This window comes from Marinobacter sp. SS5-14b (genome assembly GCF_030541005.1).
In the GTDB taxonomy this organism is placed as follows: Bacteria; Pseudomonadota; Gammaproteobacteria; order Pseudomonadales; family Oleiphilaceae; genus Marinobacter.
Genome location: NZ_JASSVM010000001.1, coordinates 802884 through 828521, shown reverse-complemented (window position 1 = coordinate 828521; position 25638 = coordinate 802884). Strand labels below are relative to the sequence as shown.

Sequence of the window (25638 nt, the reverse complement as noted above, 5' to 3'; positions counted from 1 at the left end):
AGTCAATCGAGCAGTGTCTTGGGGTTCAGCCGGGCGTCCGGGTCAAAGCTGGTGGTCAGCGCACGTATCGCCTGCATGCCAAGCTCACCTTTTTCAATCGGCATAAACGGTGCGTGATCTTTGCCGACTCCGTGTTGATGGCTGATGGTGCCTCGGTTGCGGACGATGATGTTGGACGTTGTTTTCTTGAGGTGCTGCCAGCGGGCGAAGGTTTCCGGGTAGCTGTCGGCCACCCGGAACACGTAGGTGGTGTAGATTGAACAGCCCTGGCCGTAAAAGTGGGACAAATGAGTGAATACGTGAGTTTTTTCCTGCTTGTCGTCTAACCCCGCTCGCAGATTGCTCTCGATCTTATCCAGCAGGCTATCGACGTTGTCCCAGTCGGTCGCTGTTTCCAGGGTGTCGACGGCGTAACCCATTTGCCAGAGCGCTTCGCGGAAGTAGGGCATGGTGAAGCGCTTTTCCGCCCATTTGGCGCCAAGCCTGGTGCCCGTATAAACCCCGCCGTATTCCTTGCAGACGCCGCGCGCCTGCTTCAGACCCGAACGGCATTGGGTTTTGCTGCCAGTGACCCCAAACGTCATCATGCACTTGCCTTGATCCACGCCCCGTAACGACAGAAGTCGTTCAAGCATACTGATCAGGCCCGGATGACCAGCCAGAGCCAACTGCGTTTCCGTTTCAATGGCATTGCTGAGCCGGAGCATAGATAACGGAACCCGGTGCTGTACCAGCTTGCGGGCGGCCGTTCGGGCCTTGTCCCAGGATGGAAAAAACACCACGTGAAAGCTTTCGCAATCCGGAAGGCGGCTGATTCGGGCTTTGACCTCAGTAATCAGCCCCAGGCGGCCCTCGGAACCGAGGACCATTTCCCGAATGTCCGGGCCCGCGCTGGAGGCAGGAATGGTAGGGATGTCGAGAGTGCCCTGCAGCGTTTCGATCCGCCCCCCGCAAAAAGTTGTTCAATACGGCCATAGCGCAGGGATTGTTGGCCGCTTGAACGGGATGCAACCCAGCCGCCAATGGTGGATAGCTCGAACGATTGTGGGAAGTGACCAAGCGTGTAGCCATGAGCGCGAAGCTGCGATTCCACCAGAGGTCCCGGAGTGCCGGCGCCGAAGGTGGCCAACTGGCTTTGCCGGTCCAGGTCGATCAGGCGATTCATTTCGGCCAAGCTAACGGTAAGTATAGGTTTGCCCTGGTCAATCGGGTTGATGTGTCCTGCAACGCTGGTGCCTCCACCGTAGGGGATCAGGTGAAGGTCATGATCCTGTGCGTAGTGGAGCAGTGCGCGGACATCGGTATTCGTTTTAGGGAAGGCAACACCGTCTGGAAAGGTACCAATGTCACCGCTTCGAAGGGCCAGCCAGTCTGCCAGGCTTTGGCCCCGGGCGTGTCGGGCACGGGTTTCGGCGCTGGTATCAATCAGCGAGTCCCGTCGTGGATCGTCTGGCAGTCGGGTTGCTGGCACACTGGCGCACACGTCGGTTAATGAGGTGTCGTTGAGCGCCTTTGCACTGCCAATCCGGCTTGCCAGAAATGCCTGCCCCCCTTCCGGTATATCCAGATTGAACTGATCATCGCCCCAACCATTCCAGCGTCGCATCGTTTATTGCTCCATGATGACAAGATGTGGCTGCATTCTATCGACAGGCTGGGAAATCTGTGTGGCCGCGTGCGACATCCAAGGTGTCATTTCCCGCCACGCCCGTGTTCGGGCCACTGAGGGGTCAAGGCGTAAGCGACTCTGTCAGCCTCTGGTTAAGGTTCTGCCAGTGCTCCAGCTTTTCCGCGTCGCCGATTCTGGCCCGGTCGCCGGAAGAACGGTTCAGCCATAAACCGTCACCGTTAAAACTATAAACCGGCTCAAGATCCTTACGTTCCGAGGCGGGCTTGATCTCGTTGATCAGGTTATCGAGAATCAGTGGATCTCCCTCAGGCGTTTGGTACCAGGCGAGAACCATGTGGGCCTGATTCAGCTCCAGGGCTTTGACGTAGACAATACGAAGCTCATCATCGGGCACCCCCATGGCTCGTAAGGTCAGATATTTGGCGATGGAGAAGTCTTCACAATCGCCACCATTGGTGGTCAGAAGTTCGATCGGGGTTGCCCAATAATCTTCCTCGCCCCAATGGCGAACGTCACTGACAAATCGCACCCGGTTGAAGAAGGAATTGACTAGATGGAGCTGGCGGTCTACCGGGGCATTACCGGCCAGGGCGTGCAGTCGTTGCCAGTTTTGCAGTCGTTGGTGGGCTTCGGGCCCGAAGTCTTTCAGCACGTAATCCATCAGCTTGGTGCTCAGTTCCAGCGCGCTGACGAGCGAAACGGCGAACATCAGGGGTAACAGAATGGAACGGCGGGGCAGGGTGCGGTCAGCCGTTACCATGGCCAGTCTCAATTGTTGTTCTGAAGACGCTGGCGTAACTGTTCCAGCCGCTGCCGGATTTCCTCCCTTCTTTGCTGCTCTCCGGCTGACTGAGGTCTGGTGGTGGTTTGTGCGGCTTCGGGCTGTGGTGCCGATGCGCTCACGGGCTCTGGCTCCCCGCCGTTACTGTCAGCCATCAACACACCGGGGTGGTCCTCATCCTCTGGAAAATAGAGGTTTTCCAGTTTGCCGGAACGCTCGATAATGACCCGGTTCGCGAACACGGTCCGAAGCGTGGCGTTACCGGGCAGCTCGTTGCCGACCAGGTAGGCCTCCGTTTTGCCCTTGTCATCCTCGATCAATGCACTGCCCGGGAACTCTCCCTGTGCCGCCAGAACACCGCGAAGTGATAGCCTGAGGTTGGTTTCCGGCAGGTTTTCCATGTTTGAATCAACCGCCTCACCGGTTGTGGCGGCGCTGCCGAAGATCGACAGGCTGGCCAGGTCAACCCGGGGTGTTTGTGTTGTGGGTGTGGCCTGAAGGGCACTTTCCGGGCCTGCTTCAGGCATCGGAGTGTGCGCCTCTGACTGCCAGAACTGATAGCCTTGCCAGGCGGTGAGGCCTACCATCGCTGCCCCGACAGCGAGTGCCAGCATCAACGGTGTCTTTTCATGGATTGCAAACATGGTTAGTCCTGAACACAGTCGCGGAATCGTAAAAAGCCCACAGGTTATCAGACTGAAACTATTTAGTGGCAGTATAGTGCACAGAGTTGTTTAGTGGTTCCCATTCCTGTGGTAGCCTTTTTTCTACGCTGACAGGAACATGGGTTAGGTGAGTGCACTGGCCCTATAATAAAAAACAGTGACCAGACGGATTTAACGAGGAATAGCTTGATCACCGAAACCGATATTCAGCCGCAGGATGCGCCGCTGGGCAGACTCCCCTTTACATTTGCCAAACGTAACGGCGTTATCCTGACCCGGAACGAAGAAGGCGAACCGGTGATTCTTGTCCGCCCCGGGGCTCCCCACACTGCACTCGCCGAAGCCAATCGCGTGAGTGGTGGTCGCGCGCGCTTCTCCACTATTGAGCCCGATCGCTTTGATCAAGCTCTGAATGCTGCCTACCAGAACGATTCCGCCGAAGCGATGCAAATGGTGGAAGGCATTGGCGATGACATGGATCTGGCATCACTGGCGGACTCAGTTCCAGAAACCGAAGATCTGCTGGAGCAGGAGGATGACGCCCCCATTATCCGGCTGATCAACGCCATTTTGACTGAGGCGGTCAAAACCAACGCGTCAGACGTTCATATCGAAACCTATGAAAAACAACTGGTGGTGCGCTTCCGTATTGATGGCGTACTGCGTGAGGTGGTGCAGCCCAAACGAGCGCTGGCACCCTTGCTGGTTTCCCGTATTAAGGTTATGGCGAAGCTGGATATCGCCGAAAAGCGGGTTCCTCAGGACGGTCGAATTGCCCTGCGTGTGGCCGGGCGGGAAGTGGATATCCGGGTTTCAACCATGCCGTCCTCGAGTGGCGAACGGGTGGTGCTGCGTTTGCTCGACAAGCAGGCTGGCGCGATTCGTCTGGAATCGCTGGGCATGGCGGGCCAGGATCTCAAAACACTGCGCAAGCTGATTCAGCGACCATACGGTATCTTGCTGGTGACCGGGCCGACCGGTTCGGGTAAATCAACCTCGCTTTATGCCGGCCTGCAGGAAATCAATGATCGCAGCCGGAACATCCTGACGGTTGAAGACCCCATCGAATACAACCTGCCCGGCATTGGCCAGACTCAGGTCAACCAGAAAGTGGACATGACCTTTGCCCGGGGCCTGCGGGCCATACTCCGTCAAGATCCGGATGTTGTGATGATCGGTGAGATCCGTGATCTCGAAACCGCGGAAATAGCCGTTCAGGCCAGTCTTACCGGCCACCTGGTGTTGTCAACCTTGCACACCAACACCGCAGTCGGTGCCATAACCCGGTTGATGGACATGGGCATTGAGCCCTTCCTGATCTCTTCCAGCCTGGTGGGTATTGTGGCCCAAAGGCTAGTGAGGGTGCTTTGCAACCATTGCCGTGAACCCTATATCCCAACCGACGAGCACTGCGAATTCCTGCAGCAGGACCCAGCCAATCCTCCGACCATCTTCAGGGCAAAAGGTTGCGAGCATTGCAATCAGCTGGGCTATCGAGGGCGCGTGGGGATTTATGAGGTGGTGGAGATCACCGAAGCCATCAGTGCCCAGATTCACAAGCGGGCAGGGGAGTTGGAACTGGAGCGTGAAGCGCGCCTGCATAGCCCCAGCATTCATGCAGACGGTGTTCAGAAAATTCTGGATGGGGTAACCACTGTCGAAGAAGTTCTGCGCGTAACCCATCGGAGCCAGTAACCCATGCCAGCATACGAATACAAAGCGCTGGACCCCAGGGGCAAGCAGAAGCATGGCGTGGTGGAAGCGGATGCGCCAAGAGCGGTCAGGCAGCAACTTCGCGAAAAAGGCCTGACACCGCTGACCGTAGAGCCTGCTGTTGAGAAGCAGGCTCGCAACAACCCTCTGAGCAGCCGGGGTACGCTGACCGCCGCTGATCTGGCTTTGGTCACGCGACAGTTGGCAACGCTAATTCAATCTGGTATCCCCATCGAGCAAGCCTTGAGTGCAACCGCGCAACAATCGACAAAGCCCCGTATTCGCAGCATGTTGATTGCCATTCGTGCCAAAGTCATGGAAGGCTACACGCTGGCAGACAGCTTTGGAGAATTCCCCAAGGCGTTTCCGAGGCTTTATCGGTCAACCGTGGCGGCTGGTGAGCATGCGGGGCACCTTGATCTGGTGCTGAATCGTCTTGCGGATTACACCGAAAGCCGGCAGGAAGCCCGCCAAAAGATCCAGCTCGCCGCGATCTACCCGATTATTCTCAGCATAGTTGCCATTTCCATTGTGGTTTTCCTGCTCACCTACGTTGTGCCAGATATCATCGAAGTTTTCCTTAAGCAGGGGCAGGAGCTGCCGGGGCTGACGGTTGCCATGTTGTCGGTATCGGAATTTCTTGGCGCTTTCGGTGTCTATATCCTGATCTTGCTGGTGTTAGCACTGATTGGTTTTCGGGTGGCGCTTACCAAACCGGCGTTTCGGATGAAGTTCCACAGGCAGCTTTTGCATTTGCCGCTGTTTGCCGGAATGGTTCGGGGAGTGAACACTGCGCGCTATGCCAGCACGCTCAGTATTCTGACGACCAGTGGTGTTCCCTTGGTTGAAGCCATGAGAATCGCCGGTGAGGTGTTGTCGAACGATTTCCTGCGCCGGGAACTTCGTGAAGCGGCCCGCAAGGTGAGCGAGGGGGGTTCCTTGCACCGGGCGCTTGACCAGACCGGCTATTTTCCGCCAATGATGCTGCACATGATTGCCAGTGGCGAGGCGAGCGGCGAGCTCGACAGTATGCTGGAGCGCACGGCACGGATGCAGGAGAACACACTGCAGTCCAAGATTGCGGCCATTGTCGGGCTGTTCGAGCCCATGATGCTGCTGATCATGGGCGTCGTTGTGCTGATTATTGTATTGGCCATTATGTTGCCAATTCTGAATATGAGTAACCTGGTGGGCTGATGGCGGTCCCCTGGGTACCAGGCATTACGCGCCTTTAAAATTCAAGAACCACGGATAAACGACGAGTGACACTATGAGCAACAAGCTGAACTTAAGAATGTCTCGCAACAAGGGTTTTACGCTGATCGAAATCATGGTCGTTATGGTTATTCTCGGCCTGCTGGTGGCGATCGTAGCGCCCAACATCATGGGCCGGAGTGATCAGGCCAAGGTTACCGTCGCAGAAACCCAGCTGAGCAACATTTCAAATGCCCTGGATCTTTACCGTCTGGATAACAGTCACTACCCGTCCACTCAGCAAGGCCTGGAAGCGTTGGTGAACCGGCCGAGCGGTAGCCCGGAGCCGAAAAACTGGAACCCGGATGGTTACCTCAAGAGCGTGCCGGAAGACCCCTGGAATAATCAGTACCAGTATGTGAGCCCTGGTGTTGAAGGACCCTACGATTTGTACTCCTACGGTTCAGATGGTCAGGAAGGCGGTGATGGCGATGCGGCCGATATCAGTGCCTGGAACACCGGGAAGTAATTGATTGTGTACCGCAGGGCAGACCACTCCGGCTTTACGCTGATCGAAATACTGGTTGTCCTGATTATTGTCGGGCTGCTGGCGTCGCTTGCCGTCTTCAATATGGCGGGCAGTTCCCAGCAGCGCGAGCTTGAAAGTAACGTGCGAGAACTTTACCTGCTGATGCAGACCGCATCCGAACAGGCGGTGCTCAACAACCTCGAACTGGGCCTGTTATTGGAGGACGATGGTTACCGTTTTGTTGCTTTTCAGGATGAGTCCGGAGAATGGAAGCCCTCCGGAGAGCGAATGTTCAGTAAGCGTACTCTGCCGGAGTGGCTAACCCTGACCGAGTATGTAGAAAGCGATGCACCCCGCCTGGCGACTGCTGAAGACAAACTGCGTCCGAATGTCGTTTTTTTCTCCAGTGGTGAGACCACCCCCTTTGAAATTGAATTCACCCTGGGTAAGGACACCGACTCCATGCTCGTGCTTGCCTCTGACGGTGTTTCCGAACTCGAATGGCGACAGCCAGGTTCGGGAGACGAAGAATGGTAACTCGGGCCAGGGGATTTACGTTGCTGGAGGTGCTGATTGCGCTGCTGGTTTTTGGCCTGATTGCGACCGCAGCGGCGGAAGTGGGCAGCCAGTATATTTCCAGCTTCGAGCGGGTTCGGGATAAAACCCTGGCCGGCTGGATTGCGGAAAATCGAATCAATGAATTACGTCTGCAGGAGTCGCTGCCCGGTACGTCGGAAAACTCCGAAGATACCGAGTTCGGCACCTACCGCTGGCAGGTCACAACGGTGGTGCAGGGGACAGCCGAGCCCTCCATGAGACGCATTGAGGTGACCGTCGCCAAATACCCTGACGATCAGGAGAATCCCTTCCCCGTGCATACACTTTCCGCCTTTCTGGGAGAGAAGTGATGGTGTCTTGCGCCGGCAGGCCTCTCTTCCGCGCTCAACGTGGCTTCACACTGATGGAAGTGTTGATTGCCGTTACCATCACTGCGGTCATTGGTTTGGGCGTATGGCAAGTGGTCAGTGGCGTGGTCACGTCCAGAGACAGAGTCAACGAGCTGGCCGATCAGTTTGACGGTTTGCAGAAGGCGATGCTCCTGCTTGAGCGGGATATTACCCAAGTGGTGAACCGCCCCGCCCGGGACGTTTATGGAGACTACAAGCCTTCGCTGACCTCTCGGGAAGATGCCTTTGCATTGATGATCACCCGCCAGGGCTGGCGCAATCCCTTGGGGCTGCGCCGGAGTGGACTGCAAAGGGCGGGCTGGGAGTACACCGGTACCGAACTGAGGCGCCGGTACTGGCCCGTTGTCGACCAGGGGCAGGATGACAGCAGCCGGGACGTACTGCTGCTGGAAAATGTACTTGAATTCGACATCCGGTTTCTTGACGAGGAAGGGAAATGGCAGGACCAGTGGCCGTCTGATCAGGTTCTTGCCAATCTTGCACCGGGTGCCAGGCCTGTCATTCCTTTACCTGCGGGCATTGAAATAGCCCTGGAACATGAGCGTTTTGGCGAGATTGTTCGGGTATTCAGTCTGCCGGGTTTTGTTCAGGGGCAGGCGCAGGCTGTGGTAAATCAACAACTGGAGGCCGCCAGCGAATCCGGTACGGATGAAACGGCCGAAGAAGGCACAGCAGGGGCCGGCACATGAAACCCGTCTCCTTCAGGATCGGCACCCGGCAAACCGGCGTGGCCCTGATTATGGTGCTGCTGGCAATGGCGCTGGTCGTTTTGCTGGCCGCTGGCATGACCAAGCAGCAAAGTCTCAGGGTTTACAAGGCCGGCCACTACCTGGCTCAGCAACAGGGGCAGAGCATTGCTCTGGGGGCTGAGGAATTCGCCAGGCGGATTCTGGTACGCGACTACGAAGAAGACAAAGAAAAAGGTGTGATGGTCGACAGCCCGGATGAGTTCTGGGCCATGCACGCTGCCGTATTGCCATTGGATGAGAGTGGTGTTGCCGAAGTACAGATTGATGACCTTGGTGGCCGCATCAACCTGAATGATCTGGTCACCCCGAATGGGCAGGTTGACCCGCTCACCAAGGACCGTTTGGCTCGTCTTCTGGTTGCCCTGGGTATCACCGGCCTGAATGTGGATACTCTGATTGACTGGGTAGACCCCGACGACCAAACCGCAAGCGCCTATGGCGCAGAGGATGGGCAGTATCTGATGGCAGAGCCAGGATACCGGGCGGCCAATCAGCCGTTTGTATCGATCACCGAACTGAGGCTGATCGAAGGCATGACCGAAGAAATTTACGTAGCATTGCGCCCCCACGTTAGTGCGGTGCCGGTGAGTGGCATAGGCATTAATGTGAATGCCGCAACCGGGCCGGTGTTGATGTCCCTGCATCCGGACTTGAACGAAGCCCAGGCAGAGTCAATCATTGCCAAACGGGAAGAGGGACGGTTCGAGAATATTCAGGATTTTCTGGCGATGCCCGAATTCTCGGGAATGGGCCTCAAAGCCAGCGGCTTAACCCTTCAAACCCGTTTTTTTGAAGTTGTATCACGGATTACCTACGATAATCGTGTCGTAAATATGGTCAGCACGGTGTTTCGAAATCCGGAAGGTGAGGTCCGGACTGTTCACAGGGATACCGGACAAAAGAACAGAATTTCCAAGGAACCTTACACTTTCTCAGAAGGATAGCCATGTCTTATCGTCTATATGTCAGGCCATTGGCGCCGTTTGCAGACCCGGACCAGAACCCGGAGGTCCAGCTATACAGCTGGGTGCTGCATGATGCCAGCGGCGATGCCCAGGCCCATGGCAGTGCCGACACGCGAGATGCTATTGAGCAGACACTGGCGCAGAATTCGCTGGATAAGGTTCTTCTGATCGGACTCGTGCCCGGCGATGAAGCGGCCTTCTGCCTTGCAGATATACCCGCCAAACAAAGCCGCTTTATTCAGCAGGCATTGCCCTATGCGGTTGAAGAGCAGATCGCCCAGGATATTGAAACGGTTCACCTTGCACTCGGGCGCCATGCCGCGGATGGGTATCTGGTTGCGGCTATTGATTTGAACCAGATGCAACGCTGGCAAACTCTGTTTTCCGGTTGGCTTCACGCACGGTTGGATGCCATCTACCCCGATGCGTCCTTGCTGCCAGCCCCGGAATCCGGCTGGATGATGTGCCTGGATGGCGAGTTTGTGATGATGCAGAGTCAGCGTGGGGAATGGTTGCGGATGCAGGCAGACAACCTTCCGCTGTTTGCGATGACCATGGCAGCGCCGTCCTCGGAAGAGGTGATTGCGGAAATCCCGGTGCAACTTTACGGCCTGGAATCGGATATCGAGAACCAGCAGCCGTTGATCAGCGAGCTATCTGGTGCCTCGGGCCGTGTCAGTGTTCAGCAAAAACCGCTCGAGTTTTCGGTGCTGGAGTTCCTGGCGTGGTCCCACCATCAGCACCTGTGCCATCCCGTTAACCTGTGCCAGGGCGCGTTCTCGATCAAGGTTTCCGGTGCCAGCCCCCTCAAGCCCTGGCGCCCCCTGATTGCGGTGGCATCGCTGTGGTTCGTGATTCAGCTCGGCCTGGAAGTTGGCCTGGGCGTGTATCATCAGCAACAGGCTGACGACCTGCAGGCGCAAGCGATGGCGATCTATCGGCAGGCCTTCCCATCGGATCAGCGTACCCACGCAGGCAACGTTCGCCGTGTTATCGAAGGGCAACTGCGTGTGGCGGGGTCTCAAGGGCTGGATGTAGACTTCATCACCCTGATGAAGTTCACCGGCGATCAATACGGCCGCCTGCCGGGCTCTGGTGCAGTAACCTTCAACTCCATAAATTACAGCCGGAACCGGGGTGAGCTGGTGGTTGATATCAGAGCTGACAGCTATGACCGCCTGAGCCGTTTGCGCAACGGGTTGGCAAACCAGGGCTTGCAGGCACAGATTGGCTCAGTAGTAAACGAGTCGAACGGTGCTCGTGGCCGTTTAACGGTTTCTGGAGGATAAACGGATGTTGCAACGTATAAAGGACCAGCCAGCGATCGGCAAAATGATTGCCCGATACGACCAGTTGCCTACCCGGGATCGCCAGGCACTGATTGTTCTGGGCGTGGCACTGGCACTCGCGATCCTGTATTTTGCCGTTTGGCGACCGATCACCGAGTTTCACGACAACGCACAGGCAAGTCGCGAAAACGCCGCCGAACTGCTTGGATGGATGCAGGCCAATCAGGCATCGATTCAGGGGCTTGGGCGTTCAGGCAACCAGAGCAATGCCGCCGCAGGCGTCGAAAAGCCGGAAGACGGTCGGGCTCTGATGGCACTGGTCACCCGTTCGGCTGGCGAAGCCGGGCTGTCACTGCAACGTTTCGAGCCAACCGGAGATAATGCGATACGGGTATGGATGGAGGGCGCGCCATTTGCCGATGTGGCCGCGTGGCTTGAGCGCCTCGATACCCGGCATGGAATCATCATTGATCAAGCTGCAATGGACAGAAGTAACGAACCCGGCAAGATTTCGGTCCGGCTTACACTGGCCATTTGATCTGGCTATTTCATCGAAAGACGGGAGACGAAGTGTCTGAAAACCAGGATTTTGATCTGATTATTATTGGGGCTGGCTCTGGCGGAGTGCGGTTAGCCAGGATGTCTGCCCAAATGGGCGCCAGGGTAGCGGTGGTGGAATCACGTTACCTTGGCGGAACCTGCGTAAACGTAGGGTGCGTTCCTAAAAAGCTGTTCGTTTACGGGGCCCATGTCAGGGACGATCTGGAAGATGCTGAAGGCTATGGCTGGCGCATACCCAATGAAGATGTAACGTTTGACTGGCCGACACTTGTGGCCAACAAAAACGCCGAAATTGAGCGCCTGAACGGTATCTATGGACGAATGCTCGAAAATGCAGGCGTCACCATTATTGAAGGTACCGCCAGCATCCGTGACCCACACACGGTTGCGGTGGGCGACCAGACCTATCGGACAAAGCACATTACGGTTGCGACTGGCAGTTGGCCGGTGATACCTGAAATTCCTGGCAAAGAATGCTTACTGAGCTCCAATGAAATGTTCTACCTTCCGCAGCTTCCGCGCCATGCCGTTGTTTGGGGGGGAGGGTACATCGCGGTCGAATTTGCCGGCATTCTGGCGGGGCTGGGGGTCGAAACCACACTTTTGTATCGTGGCGACCTGTTCCTGCGTGGCTTCGATGAAGACATCCGCCGATTTACAGAACAGGAAATACGCAAAAAAGGCATAGACCTTCGGTTTAACGTAACCATTGATTCTGTTGAACCGGATAATGCCCACTATCGTGTAAACCTCAGTGACGGCAGCTGTCTTGAAACCGGCCTGGTGATGGCGGCCACAGGCCGGCGCGCACTGGTGGATGGCCTTGGCTTAGAAGAGCTGGGTGTGGAGCTGACCGGCTCAGGGCATGTCGTGGTAGATGATCACTTCCAAACGGCGGTGCCATCCATTTCAGCTTTGGGCGATGTGATTGGTACGCCACAGCTGACCCCGGTAGCACTGGCCCAGGCCATGGTCCTGTCACGGCGGCTGTTCGGTGATGGCCAGGGCGACATGGATTACAGCGCGATTCCCACCGCTGTATTTTGCCAGCCGAACATCGGTACGGTGGGATTGACCGAGCAGGAAGCCCGGGAGGCGGGGCACAGCCTGCGCATTTACCGGTCCGAATTCCGGCCCATGAAGTACACCCTTAGCGGCCGGGATGAGCGCTGCCTGATGAAGCTCGTTGTTGACGATCAGACGGACAAAGTTCTGGGTGCCCATATGGTGGGCCCGGATGCCGGAGAGATCACTCAGGGACTGGCGGTTGCGATCAAGGCTGGCGCAACCAAGGCTCAGTTTGACAGTACTATTGGCATTCACCCGACGTCAGCCGAGGAGTTTGTCACCATGAGGCAACCGGTGGCGTAGCTGAAATAAACGAGGCCTGCCTTCGCTCTTTGGCGGAGGCAGGCGAGGCAACCACCTTACTTGACCGATCTATCCGGGCTTTCGGCCGTGACAGGTACCTCAAAGGGGATTTCAAAGCGGAATGATGAGCCCTGTCCCAGGTCAGATTCAACCTGTACATGCCCTCCCATCAGTTCAACCAGCCGCTGCACCAGTGATAGCCCCAGTCCTGATCCGCTTTGCACAGAGGCATTACCCTGGTGCTTGCTGTCAAAGCTGTTGAAAGCATCATTTAACCGCTCTGAAGCTATACCAGACCCGGAGTCACTGACTGTGCAACTGATCAGGGCCTGACTGGGCTCAATGGCGAGCCAGTGAGTTCGTATCGTAACGAAGCCGTCACTGGTGAACTCCAGGGAGTTATCGAGCAGACCGGCCAGCACCTGACGTACTCGTGGCGCATCACCCACGACCACAGGGTGTTCTGGCCAGTCTCCCAAAAACTGAATCTCCAGAGCCAGCCCCTGTTGCTCCGCAGCATGCCGGTAGGAGGCAACGCAGTTGGTAAACAAAGCCTGCAGGTCAAATTCCTGAACGTCCATCTCCAGGCTGCCGCTGTCCATTCTGGCGTAATCCAGGATGTCTGAAATCACGGTCAGAAGATCCTGGGCAGACTGCTTTGCGGTAGTCAGGTAATCCGCCTGGCGCTTGGTAAGAGGCTCTTGCGCAATGTGATCAATCATTCCGATCACACCGTTCAGGGGCGTGCGGAGTTCATGGCTCATGGTGGCAAGAAACTCCGATTTCGCCATGCTTGCATGCTCGGCTTTATCCCTGGCGGTTTCGGAAATGGCCAGGGTTTGATCCCTCGCTGTTTTCAGGTTATCCAGATGCTCGGCCAGTTGATTAAGCTGTTCCTGGATATCGGCGATTTCCCTGGCGACGCCTTTTCGGACAACCGGCTCAAGGCTGTAGTCACCAAAAATCAACTGACCAACCCGACTGGAAAGTCTCTGCATGGGCCGCAGTATGTTGCCCAGAAACACGTTGATCAGTAGCACAGTAAACAACAGCATGCCTGCACCGACGGTGAGGGAAGACCACCAGATATCACGTTGCCGGGCTTCAAGCACTTCCGGGTTCACGCCAACTTCCACAGCCCCAACGCGAAGTGCGCCAGAACTGAAGTTCCATCCAGACTCAAACCACTGGGCAGAATTTCCCGGGCCAATTTCGAGAGGTTCCTGCAGAATTTCAGCCTCGTACACGTTAAAGCTATTGCCAGTGCGCTCGGCTGAGCCGATGCCCTTGCTGACAAAGCCGAGCTCTTCTCCCACAACGTCCGTCACTCTGACCCAGTCTGCATCACTTCTACGCAACGACTGACTAAGCAGTTGCTCCAGCGCCAGTCGGTTTCCGGACACGACGGCGTATTCAAGTGCCGGTGCCAGGCTGTCTGCCAGCATCTGACTACTACGAGCCATATCACGATGGGCATCATCCAGCCGTGCAGAAGTGAAAAAGGCCATAAGTACGACAAACATCACGACGGCTGGCAGTGCTCCCAGCAACAGCAAGCGCCGCGAGAGCGTCATTGACGAAGACGTTTTGCTGGCTTTCGTCATTTTACCGACTCCTGCACGGGCTGCTTAAGAAGCTCTTCAACAGCATTAGCGACCCACTCCCGATCAGGTAAGGGGATGTTGAGAGACCTTGCAACCTGCTGATTGACTTCAACACTGTACGTGTCCGGGTATGCGGGGGCCGGAAATTTTCCGGTCTCCAGATACTGCTCCAGGTAATTCGCGGCTTTTTCCGCCATGGCAGGGAAGGGGGCGTAGCTGGATGCCAGAGCCCCGGCTTTGACGTACGCCTGATTGGGGCCAATCAAAATCTTGTTTCTCCGGTACGCGGTCAGAAGAATGTGCTTGATGTTGCGCGGGTTGAAAATGTCGTCGTCCGGACCTCCGAGCAGAAAGTCCCCGTAATTCAGTGCGCGCACAAGCGTAGGAATGAGTTGATCTTTGCTGCTGGCAACGAACACTCGTCCTTCAAGATTGTAGTCTGCCAGTTGACCCAGCAGTGGTTCATACAGTTCATCGTCTTCTGAGCTGGCTAGCATGGCCACTTTGGTGGCCTGGGGGAGGATCGCTTTACCGGTCAGAGCCTGGCGTAGCAATGGAACATCATACAAGACGGCACTTATTCTGCCGTCAGATTTGCCGGCATAACCACTGATGAACTGGGTATCGACGAGGATCGCCACAACGGAAGCATTCCGGTTACCCTGCCTGACACGATTGAACGCCCCGGGACCGACGGCAATCACAGGTTCGTTTTCGAGCAAAGGGAGCTGATTCTCAGTGAGGGTGCTCAGCTTGATGTCGCGGTTGAGATTACGGGTAATCAGGTCAGTAATTCGTTGATCGAGCACAGCATTGCCCGACGTCGCCAGATACGCGATCCGCGAAGTTTCATGCCCGGGCTGCGAATAAGCCTGCATTGGCCAAAGTAACAAAAAGGCGAAGGCCAGCAGCCATGACGGGGCTACCACGGGCACTTCGTTCTTTCTGACTGGAGTTTCAGAATGCACTTTTGCTCTCATACCGTCCTGATTGGCAGGGTACTCCGATATTGGTCCATTCTAAAGGTAATAATCAAAACCTGACTCCAGCTTCGAGGAAAAACTGGTTGTGATCCTCGATAAGGTTGTCGCCACTCAATTCCGGTTCTCGGTTCAGGTAATGCTGCAGGGTAAAGGCCAGTTCTGCCGTGTAATCGGCCCGAAAAAACCGTTTGGCGATACGGGCGTCAATGCGTTCAAACTGGGTATTAAATTCATCCGCCCAGTAGAAAGCAGAAGATGCTTTCAGGCCAAAGGGCAAATCCTGAATGGCCGCCACACTTCCGGAATGCCGAACCGACAGTCGGGTGAGAAGACCTGTCTGGTAGTCCTGTTCACGGGTATCTACGGAGCCTGATGCATCAATAATCGGTGCACCACTGTACCAGGTATCCTGATCCAGGTATCCGTAACTGGCACGCAGGGCCGTCCCCGGAAACTCCAGGGTGGCTTCCACTTCAAAACCCTTTTGATCTACGGCGACGTTATTGTCCAGGGTCCACTCTTTGTGCTGAATGATACCGCTGATCATATCGCGCATTTCATCCTTAAAACCGCGTACCTCCAGCGACAACAAGGCGGTGTTCATGGGAAACTGCCCAAAGTAGCTGATTTCCCGGGAGCTGATTTTTTCTTCCTGAAGGTCTTTTCCAAGGGTCAGTATGGCGGGTTCTTGCGCAGCATCGGCCACGGTGATGCGCCTGCCTTCAAGGTCAGAGTAGATGGCCGGGCTGACGTTGGTCAGGGTGTACCCCCAATCCTGATCCTGTTCAAAGCCATCGGGTGTACGCACGGCTTTTGAAAAAACAATCCGGAGGGCATGCCGGCTATTCACAATAAAATTCGCGGCAACCCTTGGGGAAAAATAACTTTCGTCGGTGGTGCTGGTTCGCTCCCAGTTACCGCCGGCGTTCAGCGTTAGCCAGGAGAGGGGAGAATACTCGAGATTACCGAAATAGCGGGACTGGTAGTTATTGCCACGGCCATTGAAGTATGTCTCTGAGCGCAGTGTGTCTTTCCGGAAGCCGGCGCCGGTCACGAGTTTCAGGTCGTTGTTGACTATCAGGGTGTCCTGAAGCTCCAGTTCGAGCCGGGTGTCTTCGTAGTCGGCGTTGACCTGAGCCTCAATCGGTGGCCCGCCCGTGCCTTCGAAACAAGGGCGCTTTCGATTTTCGTCCCGGAAATAGATCGGGTTGGCGTTGGGGTCCCGTAAGCATGTCGCAATGGTGTCAGGCAGCTCGATACGATACCGCTGCTGGCGATTGAAGTTCTCAACGGCGACCATGATATGAAAGAAATGATTGTCGGAGGTGCTGTAGTTCAGCTGTGACTGGAGATAGTAGTCCCGGACTTCAATATTCGGATGTTCCGAGGGTTCCATATCACCGCTCTTATCCTTGTCCTGATATTTGGTGCCATCCACAATGCCGGCCCTGAACTCCACATCCATTTGCTGAGTAAATTTCAGGCGTGAGTCATAGGTGAAGGAATTGATGCCGTGGCCATCGTTAAAGGGCACTTTCTCGTCGTCGTCCCCGAGTTGGTAATCGAAGCCGCCAAACTTTCGTTTTTCGTACGTCAGCCGCCAATCGACATCCGACCCTGCGCCACCAACCGAGCCAAAAGATCGAATATGGTTTCGGGAGCCACGGGTTACGCGGGCCTCAACGCCGGCCGTGTCTGCTGGGTCACGGGTGATGATGTTGATTGTGCCCAGAAAGGCATTGATACCGTAGGCTGCTGAGTTAGGCCCCCGGGCAACTTCAATGCGCTCGATCATTTCCAGCGGAACTGGCATGGTTTCCCAGTCCATGTCGGACAGGGTGGCGCGGTGAGCAGTACGGCCATCCACCAATACCTGCATGCGCCGCTGCTCATAATGAACCGTGCCGTGGTAGGTGGTTACCGGTTGGTGGCTACCGACAAAATTAACCACCATTCCCGGCACTAACCGGAACACCTCGTACAAATTGACGATGCCAAGATCGCGGATCTGATCACCGGAGATCACCGTAGTACTTCCGGGTACACGGGTTTTGGGTTGACGAAGCCGGGTTGTGGTCAGTACCTCTGGCATGTCATCACCGAACATTAAGAGTTCGTCGTTGAAATCAGGCTCTGATGTATCAGCGCTCGCCTGGCCGGATGCCGAAGCGACGAGTGTCATGCTGAATATGGCGTAGCTGAGCTTCCTTCCCAACTTGCGTGCCTGTAACTGGGGATCTGACAGGTAATTCGTATCGGGCATGGGTGTCGTTCTATAATTGGCAGAGCGTTGGAAATTTAGTTGTGATTCTCCATTAATCCTAGGAGAACCCAAGCCATTTGTCTCTAAAAAGTTTACAGAGGCTACACTTCTGGAGTGACCGTTTTATGAACTGCTGGGAGATTCTGGGCATTGAGCCGACCGGAGACCAGGAACAAATCCGCGAGGCTTACGAGCGTCAGATGAAATTTGCGTCTGGTGAAGAGGCCCGAACACTGACTGAAGCCTATCGGGAAGCCGCCGGGGTTGAGCCGCAGACGATGAGCGACTCACAGTCTGAAGTACAGGTTGAGCGTGAACTTGACGCCAATGAGGCGCAGGTTGTCCGGGAAGTTGTGATTCAGGTGAAAGCTTTGATGAACGATCCGGTTCGGCAGCAGGACGCTGGCATCTGGAAAGCGATCTTGTGTGAGCCCCCTGCGGATCAGCTCCCGCTGCGCAGAGAGCTCGCCAGCCAGCTTGAGCATCAGATCCGTCCCTTGGCGGAGAATGGTTCGTTCCCCGTTCCGGTTGCCCGCTTCCTCGGGGAGTGGTTTGACTGGTTCAGCGTACAGGACGCCGTTCAGGAGCCTGACCCCCGGAATTACCCCGAGTATGAGATGGCCGAGAGCCAAAACGCGGAAGCTGAAACGGATCAGCCTCCCCAGATGGTGAACTTCTGGCCCGCAGTTATCGGCTGGGTAATCGGTTTAGCAATTCTCACGGCCATCTTCGGCGGCATGGGCGGCTGACGCCTGTTCTATTTTGATTCGATACTTCTGGGCCAGAATGGCGCCGACAATCACCTGAATCTGGTTGTAACACATAATAGGCAACACAATCATGCCAAAGCCGGGGTGCCCGGAAAACAGCACCTTGGCCATGGGCAGCCCCGAAGCCAGGCTCTTTTTGGAGCCGCAGAAGACCACTGCGGCTTCGTCTTCCAGGCTGAACCCCAGCTTTCTGACCATCAATGTCGCGATCAGCATAAATAACCCCAGCAAACCAAAGCACAGCGCAATGGCAAGCCCGATGGCTTGAACGGGAAGGTTTTGCCACAAGCCACTCACAACGGAATGAGAAAACGCGGAATAGACGATAATCCAGATAACGCACTGATCATAGCGAGCCATCAGCGACTCGTTGCGGTTCAGAAAGCCGCCCAGCCAGGGGCGCAGGGCATGGCCCACCGCAAACGGCAGCAAAAGCTGCAACACAATATCCTTCAGGGCTTCGGCCACCGAGAAGCCACCTGTACCGGACGTTGACACCAGCAGTAACAGCAAAAAGGGTGTGAGCATCATGCCGAAGACGTTGGACGCCGCCGCGCTGCAGATGGCGGCGGGCACGTTGCCTCTGGCCATTGCCGTGTAGGCAATGGATGAAGAAACCGCAGACGGCAGAACGCCGAGATAGAGGAAGCCCAGGCCCAGATCTTTTGGCATCCAGTCCGGTGCGATGGTACTGAGCCCGTTGATTGGCAGAACCGCCAGTGGGAAGAACACGAAGGTCAGTGTGGTAATCAGTATGTGAAGCCGCCAATGGGTAGCCCCCTCGATAATCTGCTGGCGTGACAGTGCCGCCCCGTGGAGAAAGAACAGAAGCGCAACCGCAAGGGTTCCGGCGGTAGCCAGCATCTCGGCAGCCGAGCCGGTGACCGGAAGAAAGGACGCCAAAACAATAGCGCCCAGCAACAACAGGGTGAAGGTATCAATACGGAACTTCATGATGGTGTCTTAACTCAGTGACTGACGTCCGGGTCTGAAAAGGTGTAGTCGGCGGTATCTACCGACCGTGTAGCGAACCGGTAACTGAAGGTGAAACCGGGCCAGTTAACGGTATTGCGCCCTTGGGCGTCCAGATACCAGGAGGTGCATCCGGTATCCCAGACGGTGCCGTCCAGGCCGTGTTGCACGACCTGACAATACCGGCTTTGGCGATCTTCGCGGACATCCATTGCCGCATCGGGGTAACGGGCCAGGGCCTTGAGGGCGCTGATCACGTAGCGGAACTGGGATTCCAGCATATACAAAATAGAATTATGTGCCAGGTTGGTGTTAGGGCCATACACCATAAACAGATTGGGAAACCCGCTTACAGTAATCCCTTTGAACGCTTTCGCACCATTGGCCCAGGCGTCATTCAGTGAGTTACCGTCGCGACCGGTGATCTGCAGCGGTGACAAGAACTCACTGGCCCGGAAGCCGGTGGCGAAGATAATGACGTCTGCCTCCCGGTGTTGGCCGTCAACTGTTTCCACACCGGAGGCGTTTACCCGGCCAATTCCATCAGTGATGAGGCTGACATGGGGTTGGTTGATTGCGGGGTACCAGTCGTTTGAAATCAGTATTCGCTTACAGCCAATCTGGTATTCCGGAATGATGTGCTCGAGCTTTTCCGGATCAGTGACGCGGGCTTTGGCTTCTTTGATGGCCTGCTGAGCGAAGATATCCAGGAGCTTGTTGAACCGGGTAAAGGCAAGCGCACGGGTTTCATTTTTCAGGTAGATCAGCGACCGGTAAGCCCGGTCCCACAGGGGAAGCTTTTTGAAAAGTGCCTGTTCGGTATCCGAAAACTCCCGGTCCGGTTTGGGCAATACCCAGGCTGCTGAGCGCTGATACAAATCGAGTTTAGCAACGTTCGGGACTATGGCAGGAACAAACTGGATAGCGCTGGCCCCGGTTCCAATGACCGCAACCCGCTTGCCGCTAAGGTCGTATTCGTGGTTCCAGCGTGCGGAGTGGAACATGACACCCTTGAAGGATTCGAGGCCAGGGATATCCGGGATGGCTGGTCGGTTCAATTGTCCGGTTGCGGTTATGAGAACATTGGCTGTGTAGGTGTCACCGGATTCAGTGTTCACCGTCCACTGGTTGTGTGAACGATCAAAGCTCGCCGTCGTCACCGACTGATTGAAGCGTATATGAGGCCCAATCCCGTATTTTTCGACGCAGTGCTCCATGTAGGCCTGAATTTCCCGTTGGGCACCGAACTTTCGGCTCCAGTCGTGTTTTGGCTCAAAAGAATAGGAGTACAGATGAGACTGGACATCACAGGCGGCACCGGGATAAGTGTTGTCGCGCCAGGTTCCGCCAACACGGGATGCTTTTTCCAGTAAGGTCACCTGATCAAAGCCCGCTTGTTTGAGCTGGATGGCCATGCCAATGCCGCCAAAGCCGGTGCCGATGATAATAACAGAGGGATTCCATTGCTGGTGCCGCGTCATGGTTACTGCCCGATTATTGTTGTAGGGTCTGACTATAACGCCCAATTCAGACAACAAAAAGCCCCGTTCAACCGGTTTGGTTGCGGGGCCATCAAAAAGCCTGAATTGTATGCTGTGCCGGTTCACATATTACTGGCGTTTGCTGCGTTCTGGTAATGCCAGTCTACGGTTTTGGGCTGGTGGCTGTCTTCGAAAAACAGGTGGCCAACATTGGGCACGGCATACCAGAGTTCCCCCCTTGCCGGGTTCTGGCTTGCAAACTCTGCGTGGCTCATGCCTGTTTCCCAGAGCTCGGTGCTTTGCCAACCCTGGGGTTGCAGTTCAATTCGTACTTCCGAGCCAATCAAGCTGATCGATTCAATCCGGAGTGGCAGCCGCGCATGGGCGTTGGCAGTGCGGCTGAGCTGAACCTCGTGAGGGCGCAGATACAACTGCGCCTCCTGATCGCTCTTTGCGCCCGGGAGCGAAACCCAGGCATCGCCCTGGGTTAACTTCTGGCCTTTAACAACCCCGGAAAGCACATTGACATGGCCAAGAAAATCGAAAACGAACCGGCTGTCGGGCCGGGCGTAAAGCTCAGTCGGGCTGTCAACCTGCTCGACCTTGCCCTGGCTCATGACCACCACCTGGTCTGAGAGCTCCAGCGCCTCTTCCTGATCGTGGGTGACGAAGATGCTGGTGAAGTGATACTCGTCGTGCAAGGCCCGCAGCCAGCGGCGAAGATCTTTGCGAACTTTGGCATCCAGGGCGCCAAACGGCTCATCCAGCAGCAGGATGCGGGGCTGGGTGGCCAATGCCCGGGCCAGTGCAACACGCTGCTTCTGGCCACCGGAAAGTTGTGCCGGATAACGATTGGCCAACTGCGGCAGTTGGATCATCTCAAGCAGCTTGTCAACACGCTGGCGAATGTCCTGCTTTGAGGGGCGCTGTTTCCGGGGCAATGATTCCAGTCCGAACGCAATGTTTTCCGCAACCGTCAAATGGCGAAAGAGTGCGTAGTGCTGGAAAACAAAGCCGATGTTCCGGTCGCGGACATGGAGTTTACTGACATCGTCTCCGCCAAACAGCACTCGGCCAGTATCCGAAGACTCCAGCCCGGCGATGATCCTCAGCAAGGTGGTTTTACCCGAGCCGGAAGGGCCGAGCAGGGCAGTAAGCTGACCCTCAGGAATATCCAGGGACACATCGTTTAACGCCTGGAATTGCCCGAACGCCTTGTTTATCTTTTCAATGGTGATGCTCATTTCAGACACCTCCTTTTTCCGGCGCTGGACTCTCTGAACTGGATTGTTTCCATTCCACAAAAGCCTTTGCCACGAGGGTGAGTATGGCGATGCCAGCCAGCAGTGACGCACTGGCGAAAGCGCCGACAATGTTGTAATCCTGATAAAGCAACTCGACGTGCAGGGGCAAGGTGTTGGTCTGGCCGCGCACATTACCGGAAACGACCGACACGGCGCCAAACTCTCCAACGGCCCGGGCATTGGTCAGAACCACGCCGTAGATCAGCGCCCACTTAATGTTGGGCAGTGTGATCTTGCGGAAAATACGCCAACCAGAAGCGCCCAGCACCACGCCGGCTTCCTCTTCCTCGCTGCCTTGCTGCTGCATCAGAGGGATCAGCTCTCTGGCAACAAACGGGCAGGTAACAAACACCGTCACCATGACAATCCCGGGCCAGGCAAACATCAGTTGTACGTCGTGAGTACTGAGCCAACCGCCAAGCCAGCCGTTGCGACCGTATAACAACAGGTAAAGCAAACCGGCTACAACGGGCGACACGGCAAAGGGAATATCAATCAGCGTGATCAACAGCTTTCGACCGGGGAACCGAAAGCGCGTAACCGACCAGGCCAACGCCGTTCCGAACACCAGGTTGAGCGGCACCGTAAGCAGCGCGACGAAAAGCGTTAAACCGATAGCGTGTAGCGTGTATTCGTCAAGAATATTGCCGGCAAATGTGGTCCAGCCTGCGCTCAGGGCCTGGGTAAAAATAACCACCACCGGGATGACCAGCAGGATCACGGTGAGGGTCAGGGCAAGCCCGATAAGCGACCGGCGCACCCAGGGTTGATCTCCTACTCTGCGGTTGTGCCCAGCCATCTAACGACCCTCCAGCCGGCGCAGGTAGCGGGCCTGCCAGATGTTGATCGCAAACAGTAATATCAGGGAAGCCAGAAGAACCATGGAGGCGATGGCACTGGCAGCCGCGTAATCGTATTCCTGCAGGCGGATAAAAATCATCAGGCTGGTCACTTCGCTGACGTAGGGCATGTTGCCGGCAATGAAGATGATGGCACCGAACTCACCCAGGCTACGGGTAAAGGACAGGGCAATGCCGGTGACCAGCGCCGGCCACAAGGACGGAAAGATAACTTTCCGGAATACCCGGCCATCCGATGCGCCCAGGCTGACCGCAGCTTCTTCGTCGGCAGCTGACAGCTCCTCAAGCACCGGCTGAACGGTGCGAACGACAAAAGGAATACTGGTGAAGGCCATGGCGACAACAATGCCGATTGGCGTGAAGGCGACTTCAATGCCGAGTTTGTCCAGAAACTGACCGTACCAGCCATTTTGCGCAAACAGCGTGGCCAGCGTAATGCCGGCTACGGCGGTGGGCAATGCAAAAGGAAGATCCACAACGGCGTCGATCAGACGTTTCCCGGGGAACTCGTAGCGAACCAGAACCCAGGCCAGAAGCAGGCCGAACACACCATTGAACAAAGAGGCTGCCAGGGCTGTCCAGATCGTTACCTTGTAGGACTCAACGACTCTTGGGTCGGTCACCGTGAACCAGAATTGGTCCCAGGTCATACCTGCGGTTTCAACCACCAGACCGGTCAGCGGCAGTAACAGAACCAGGCTAACGAAAAACAGGGAAATGCCGAGGCTGAGACCAAACCCCGGCAAAACCCGTTTGCTTCGACCGGCAAAGCGCCGCACGGGGGCGGCGCTTGCTTGAGCGGATGAAGACATCAGTGCCTCTTACCGCTGACGCTGCAGCTGATCCAGCTTTCCACCACTGGAGAAATGCGTTTTCATGGCGTTTTCCCAGCCTCCGGCAATCTCGTCGATAGACTTCAGCTTCAACTCTTTGAAGCGGTCTGCGTTTTCTGCCACGACGGCCTCGTTGTGAACCCGGTAGTTAAAGCTGGCAAGCAGGCGCTGGGAATCTTCAGAATACAGATGGCTCAGGTATTCTTTTGCCAGCGCTTCGGTACCGTTCTGCTTTGTGTAGTCATCAATCCAGGTAACCGGAAATTCAGCCAGAAAGCTGACTTTCGGGGTGACCACTTCGTATTCGCCGTCCAGGCGGTCGGCAATGTTCAGCACTTCAGACTCGAACGTCAGCAGGGCATCGCCGATGCCGCGCTCAACAAAGGTTGTTGTGGCACCGCGTCCGCCGCTGTCGAAAACACGAACCTGGCCAAGAAAGGTCGAAAGAAACTCATCGATCTTGGCTTGATCGTCACCAAACTGGTCCTGAGCGTAGCCAAGCGCTGCGAGATAGGTATACCGGCCGTTTCCGGAGGTCTTCGGATTAGGCATGACCAGGGCCACGTCTTCACGGGCAAGATCATCCCAGTTCTGAATATTCTTGGGGTTCCCCTTACGCACCAGGAACGCCATGGTCGAGTAATAGGGTGAACTGTTGTTGGCAAAACGCTCGGCCCAGTTTTCAGGAATCAGGCCACCGCGTTCGTGCAGAATGTCGATGTCGGTCACCTGATTGAAGGTGGCAACGTCGGCCTTCAGGCCTTGAATAATGGCTTGGGCCTGCTTGGACGAACCCGCGTGGGACTGGTTGATTTCAACGGTTTCACCGGTCTTTTCTTGCCAGTGCTTTTGGAACTCCACGTTGTAGGCAGCGAAGAGCTCACGGGCAATATCGTAGGAAGTGTTGAGAAGTTCCCGGTCGGCGGCCAGAGCTGGTTGAGCCGAGAGCAGGGCGGCACCGAGTGCGAACCCTTTAAGTAGTTGTTTCATTGAAAACTCCTCAGAACCTGATCAGTGAATCTGAGGAGCAATTTAACAGAGCGGCTTAAGAACCAAAAAGATTAAAAATAAATATTGAAAGCGCTTTAAGGAATAACTGGGTCGTCATTTAATAGCGCAAAAGCGCCGATCCCCAAGTGAATCCACCACCGAACGCTTCCAGCAAGACAACCTGACCGCGCTGGATTCTGCCGTCACGTACGGCTTCATCAAGCGCCAACGGGATAGACGCTGCTGAGGTGTTGCCGTGCCGGTTTACCGTGACCACAACCTGATCCATCGACATGCTCAGTTTCTTGGCTGTAGCAGCGATGATCCGGAGATTTGCCTGGTGCGGCACCAGCCAGTCGATATCCGACTTCTGCATCTGGTTCGCGGACAGGGTTTCATCCACGATCTGTCCCAGGGTATTCACGGCCACTTTGAACACTTCGTTACCTTTCATTTCAACGAAGGCGCCACCCGCTTTCACTGTGTCGAAATCGTTAGCGACACCGCAGGGAACGTGTAACAGCTTTTCATAGCGCCCATCGGCATGAAGATGGGTCGACAGGATGCCCGCCTCTTCACTGGCCTCAAGAATCACGGCACCGGCGCCGTCTCCGAACAGTACGCAGGTGGTTCGGTCTTCCCAGTTAAGAAGCCGAGAGAATACTTCAGCACCGATCACCAGCGCCTTCTTACTGGTGCCGGTGCGAATGAACTTTTCAGCCGTGGCAAGCGCATAGACAAAGCCACTGCACACCGCCTGAATATCGAACGCCGGACAACCGTGAATGCCAAGCCGGGCCTGCAAAATGCAGGCGCAGCTGGGAAACACTTTGTCCGGAGTGGTCGTGGCGATAATGATCAGATCAATATCGCCGGCTTCAATGCCTGCGGCCTCAATCGCCCGCAGCGCCGCCTGCTCGGCCAGATCAACCGTTGACTGGCCGGGCAGGGCGATATAGCGCTGTTCAATGCCGGTTCGTTCCCGGATCCACTGGTCAGAAGTATCAACCTTCTTTTCCAGGTCCAGATTGGTAACGACGTTGTCCGGCAAATAAGAGCCGGTTCCGGCAATGCGTGCATAAGTCATGCGTGGCGTCCAGGGTCAGATGCGATAACAATAACCTCATGCTAACCCTTTGCTGCAGGATTGGTAATTAGCGGAT

General features: G+C 55.8%; 23 protein-coding genes and 1 pseudogene. 11 read left to right on the top strand and 13 right to left on the bottom strand.

The window, feature by feature from the left end; all coding sequences use genetic code 11:
* Positions 1-2 precede the first annotated feature (2 nt).
* From QPL95_RS03845 to QPL95_RS03835, 3 genes and pseudogenes are all read right to left on the bottom strand, one after another.
* Positions 3-1606: pseudogene (locus tag QPL95_RS03845) on the bottom strand (FAD-binding oxidoreductase).
* A 124-nt stretch (positions 1607-1730) separates the two neighbouring features.
* Complete coding sequence (locus QPL95_RS03840; RefSeq protein ID WP_303289671.1) at positions 1731-2390, bottom strand: transglutaminase-like cysteine peptidase; 660 nt, start codon at positions 2388-2390, stop codon at positions 1731-1733.
* An 8-nt stretch (positions 2391-2398) separates the two neighbouring features.
* A complete protein-coding gene (locus QPL95_RS03835; protein ID WP_303289670.1) occupies positions 2399-3055 on the bottom strand; it encodes a type II secretion system protein N in 657 nt (218 codons plus the stop codon).
* Between the two features lie 207 nt (positions 3056-3262).
* On the opposite strand from QPL95_RS03835, the gene gspE reads away from it, so the two are divergent.
* The 10 genes from gspE to gorA all read left to right on the top strand — a co-directional run bounded on the left by gspE (position 3263) and on the right by gorA (position 12415).
* Positions 3263-4771, top strand: coding sequence for a type II secretion system ATPase GspE (gene gspE / locus QPL95_RS03830; protein WP_303289669.1), 1509 nt, complete (start codon positions 3263-3265; stop codon positions 4769-4771).
* 3 nt (positions 4772-4774) lie between these two features.
* The gene (gene gspF, locus QPL95_RS03825; RefSeq protein ID WP_303289668.1) at positions 4775-5986 is read left to right on the top strand and encodes a type II secretion system inner membrane protein GspF; all 1212 of its coding nucleotides are present in this window, start codon (positions 4775-4777) and stop codon (positions 5984-5986) included.
* A 73-nt stretch (positions 5987-6059) separates the two neighbouring features.
* Positions 6060-6512 carry a type II secretion system major pseudopilin GspG gene (gspG, locus tag QPL95_RS03820; RefSeq protein WP_303289667.1) on the top strand — a complete coding sequence of 151 codons (453 nt, stop codon included), beginning with the start codon at positions 6060-6062 and terminating at the stop codon, positions 6510-6512.
* Between the two features lie 6 nt (positions 6513-6518).
* On the top strand, positions 6519-7049 hold the full coding sequence (gene gspH / locus QPL95_RS03815) for a type II secretion system minor pseudopilin GspH (protein WP_303289666.1): 531 nt from the start codon (positions 6519-6521) through the stop codon (positions 7047-7049).
* Complete coding sequence (gene gspI, locus QPL95_RS03810) at positions 7043-7420, top strand: type II secretion system minor pseudopilin GspI (RefSeq protein ID WP_303289665.1); 378 nt, start codon at positions 7043-7045, stop codon at positions 7418-7420. The genes gspH and gspI overlap by 7 nt, the downstream gene beginning before the upstream one ends.
* Positions 7420-8169 carry a type II secretion system minor pseudopilin GspJ gene (gene gspJ, locus QPL95_RS03805; RefSeq protein WP_303289664.1) on the top strand — a complete coding sequence of 250 codons (750 nt, stop codon included), beginning with the start codon at positions 7420-7422 and terminating at the stop codon, positions 8167-8169. The genes gspI and gspJ overlap by 1 nt, the downstream gene beginning before the upstream one ends.
* Entirely contained in the window at positions 8166-9173 is a 1008-nt protein-coding gene (gene gspK / locus QPL95_RS03800; protein WP_303289663.1) for a type II secretion system minor pseudopilin GspK, read from the top strand. The genes gspJ and gspK overlap by 4 nt, the downstream gene beginning before the upstream one ends.
* Before the next feature lie 2 nt (positions 9174-9175).
* Entirely contained in the window at positions 9176-10483 is a 1308-nt protein-coding gene (gene gspL, locus QPL95_RS03795) for a type II secretion system protein GspL (protein ID WP_303289662.1), read from the top strand.
* Between the two features lie 4 nt (positions 10484-10487).
* Positions 10488-11021, top strand: a complete 534-nt coding sequence (locus tag QPL95_RS03790; RefSeq protein ID WP_303289661.1) for a type II secretion system protein M — start codon at positions 10488-10490, stop codon at positions 11019-11021.
* Between the two features lie 32 nt (positions 11022-11053).
* Entirely contained in the window at positions 11054-12415 is a 1362-nt protein-coding gene (gene gorA / locus QPL95_RS03785; protein ID WP_303289660.1) for a glutathione-disulfide reductase, read from the top strand.
* Positions 12416-12471: 56 nt separating this feature from the next.
* On the opposite strand, the gene QPL95_RS03780 is transcribed toward gorA, so the two are convergent.
* The 3 genes from QPL95_RS03780 to QPL95_RS03770 all read right to left on the bottom strand — a co-directional run bounded on the left by QPL95_RS03780 (position 12472) and on the right by QPL95_RS03770 (position 17265).
* A complete protein-coding gene (locus tag QPL95_RS03780) occupies positions 12472-14019 on the bottom strand; it encodes a HAMP domain-containing sensor histidine kinase (RefSeq protein ID WP_303289659.1) in 1548 nt (515 codons plus the stop codon).
* Positions 14016-14987 carry an ABC transporter substrate-binding protein gene (locus QPL95_RS03775; RefSeq protein ID WP_303289658.1) on the bottom strand — a complete coding sequence of 324 codons (972 nt, stop codon included), beginning with the start codon at positions 14985-14987 and terminating at the stop codon, positions 14016-14018. Before QPL95_RS03775 ends, QPL95_RS03780 begins: the two co-directional genes overlap by 4 nt.
* Positions 14988-15051: 64 nt before the next feature.
* Positions 15052-17265 carry a TonB-dependent siderophore receptor gene (locus QPL95_RS03770; protein ID WP_303289657.1) on the bottom strand — a complete coding sequence of 738 codons (2214 nt, stop codon included), beginning with the start codon at positions 17263-17265 and terminating at the stop codon, positions 15052-15054.
* A gap of 125 nt (positions 17266-17390) precedes the next feature.
* Here QPL95_RS03770 and QPL95_RS03765 point away from each other — a divergent pair, with 125 nt between their 5' ends.
* Positions 17391-18014 carry a J domain-containing protein gene (locus QPL95_RS03765; RefSeq protein WP_303289656.1) on the top strand — a complete coding sequence of 208 codons (624 nt, stop codon included), beginning with the start codon at positions 17391-17393 and terminating at the stop codon, positions 18012-18014.
* Here QPL95_RS03765 and QPL95_RS03760 read toward each other — a convergent pair.
* The 7 genes from QPL95_RS03760 to QPL95_RS03730 form a co-directional block, all read right to left on the bottom strand.
* A complete protein-coding gene (locus tag QPL95_RS03760) occupies positions 17973-18989 on the bottom strand; it encodes a bile acid:sodium symporter family protein (RefSeq protein WP_303289655.1) in 1017 nt (338 codons plus the stop codon). The two genes, QPL95_RS03765 and QPL95_RS03760, sit on opposite strands and share 42 nt — an antisense overlap.
* A gap of 14 nt (positions 18990-19003) precedes the next feature.
* Positions 19004-20488, bottom strand: coding sequence for an NAD(P)/FAD-dependent oxidoreductase (locus QPL95_RS03755; protein ID WP_303289654.1), 1485 nt, complete (start codon positions 20486-20488; stop codon positions 19004-19006).
* Between the two features lie 122 nt (positions 20489-20610).
* Positions 20611-21732 carry a sulfate/molybdate ABC transporter ATP-binding protein gene (gene cysA / locus QPL95_RS03750; RefSeq protein WP_303289653.1) on the bottom strand — a complete coding sequence of 374 codons (1122 nt, stop codon included), beginning with the start codon at positions 21730-21732 and terminating at the stop codon, positions 20611-20613.
* Position 21733: 1 nt separating this feature from the next.
* Entirely contained in the window at positions 21734-22591 is an 858-nt protein-coding gene (cysW, locus tag QPL95_RS03745) for a sulfate ABC transporter permease subunit CysW (RefSeq protein ID WP_303289652.1), read from the bottom strand.
* A complete protein-coding gene (gene cysT, locus QPL95_RS03740; protein WP_303289651.1) occupies positions 22592-23464 on the bottom strand; it encodes a sulfate/thiosulfate ABC transporter permease CysT in 873 nt (290 codons plus the stop codon). It lies immediately after the preceding gene.
* Positions 23465-23473: 9 nt separating this feature from the next.
* Positions 23474-24475: a thiosulfate ABC transporter substrate-binding protein CysP gene (gene cysP, locus QPL95_RS03735; RefSeq protein WP_303289650.1), complete on the bottom strand. Its 1002-nt coding sequence runs from the start codon at positions 24473-24475 to the stop codon at positions 23474-23476.
* A 118-nt stretch (positions 24476-24593) separates the two neighbouring features.
* A complete protein-coding gene (locus QPL95_RS03730) occupies positions 24594-25562 on the bottom strand; it encodes a beta-ketoacyl-ACP synthase III (RefSeq protein WP_303289649.1) in 969 nt (322 codons plus the stop codon).
* Positions 25563-25638 lie beyond the last annotated feature (76 nt).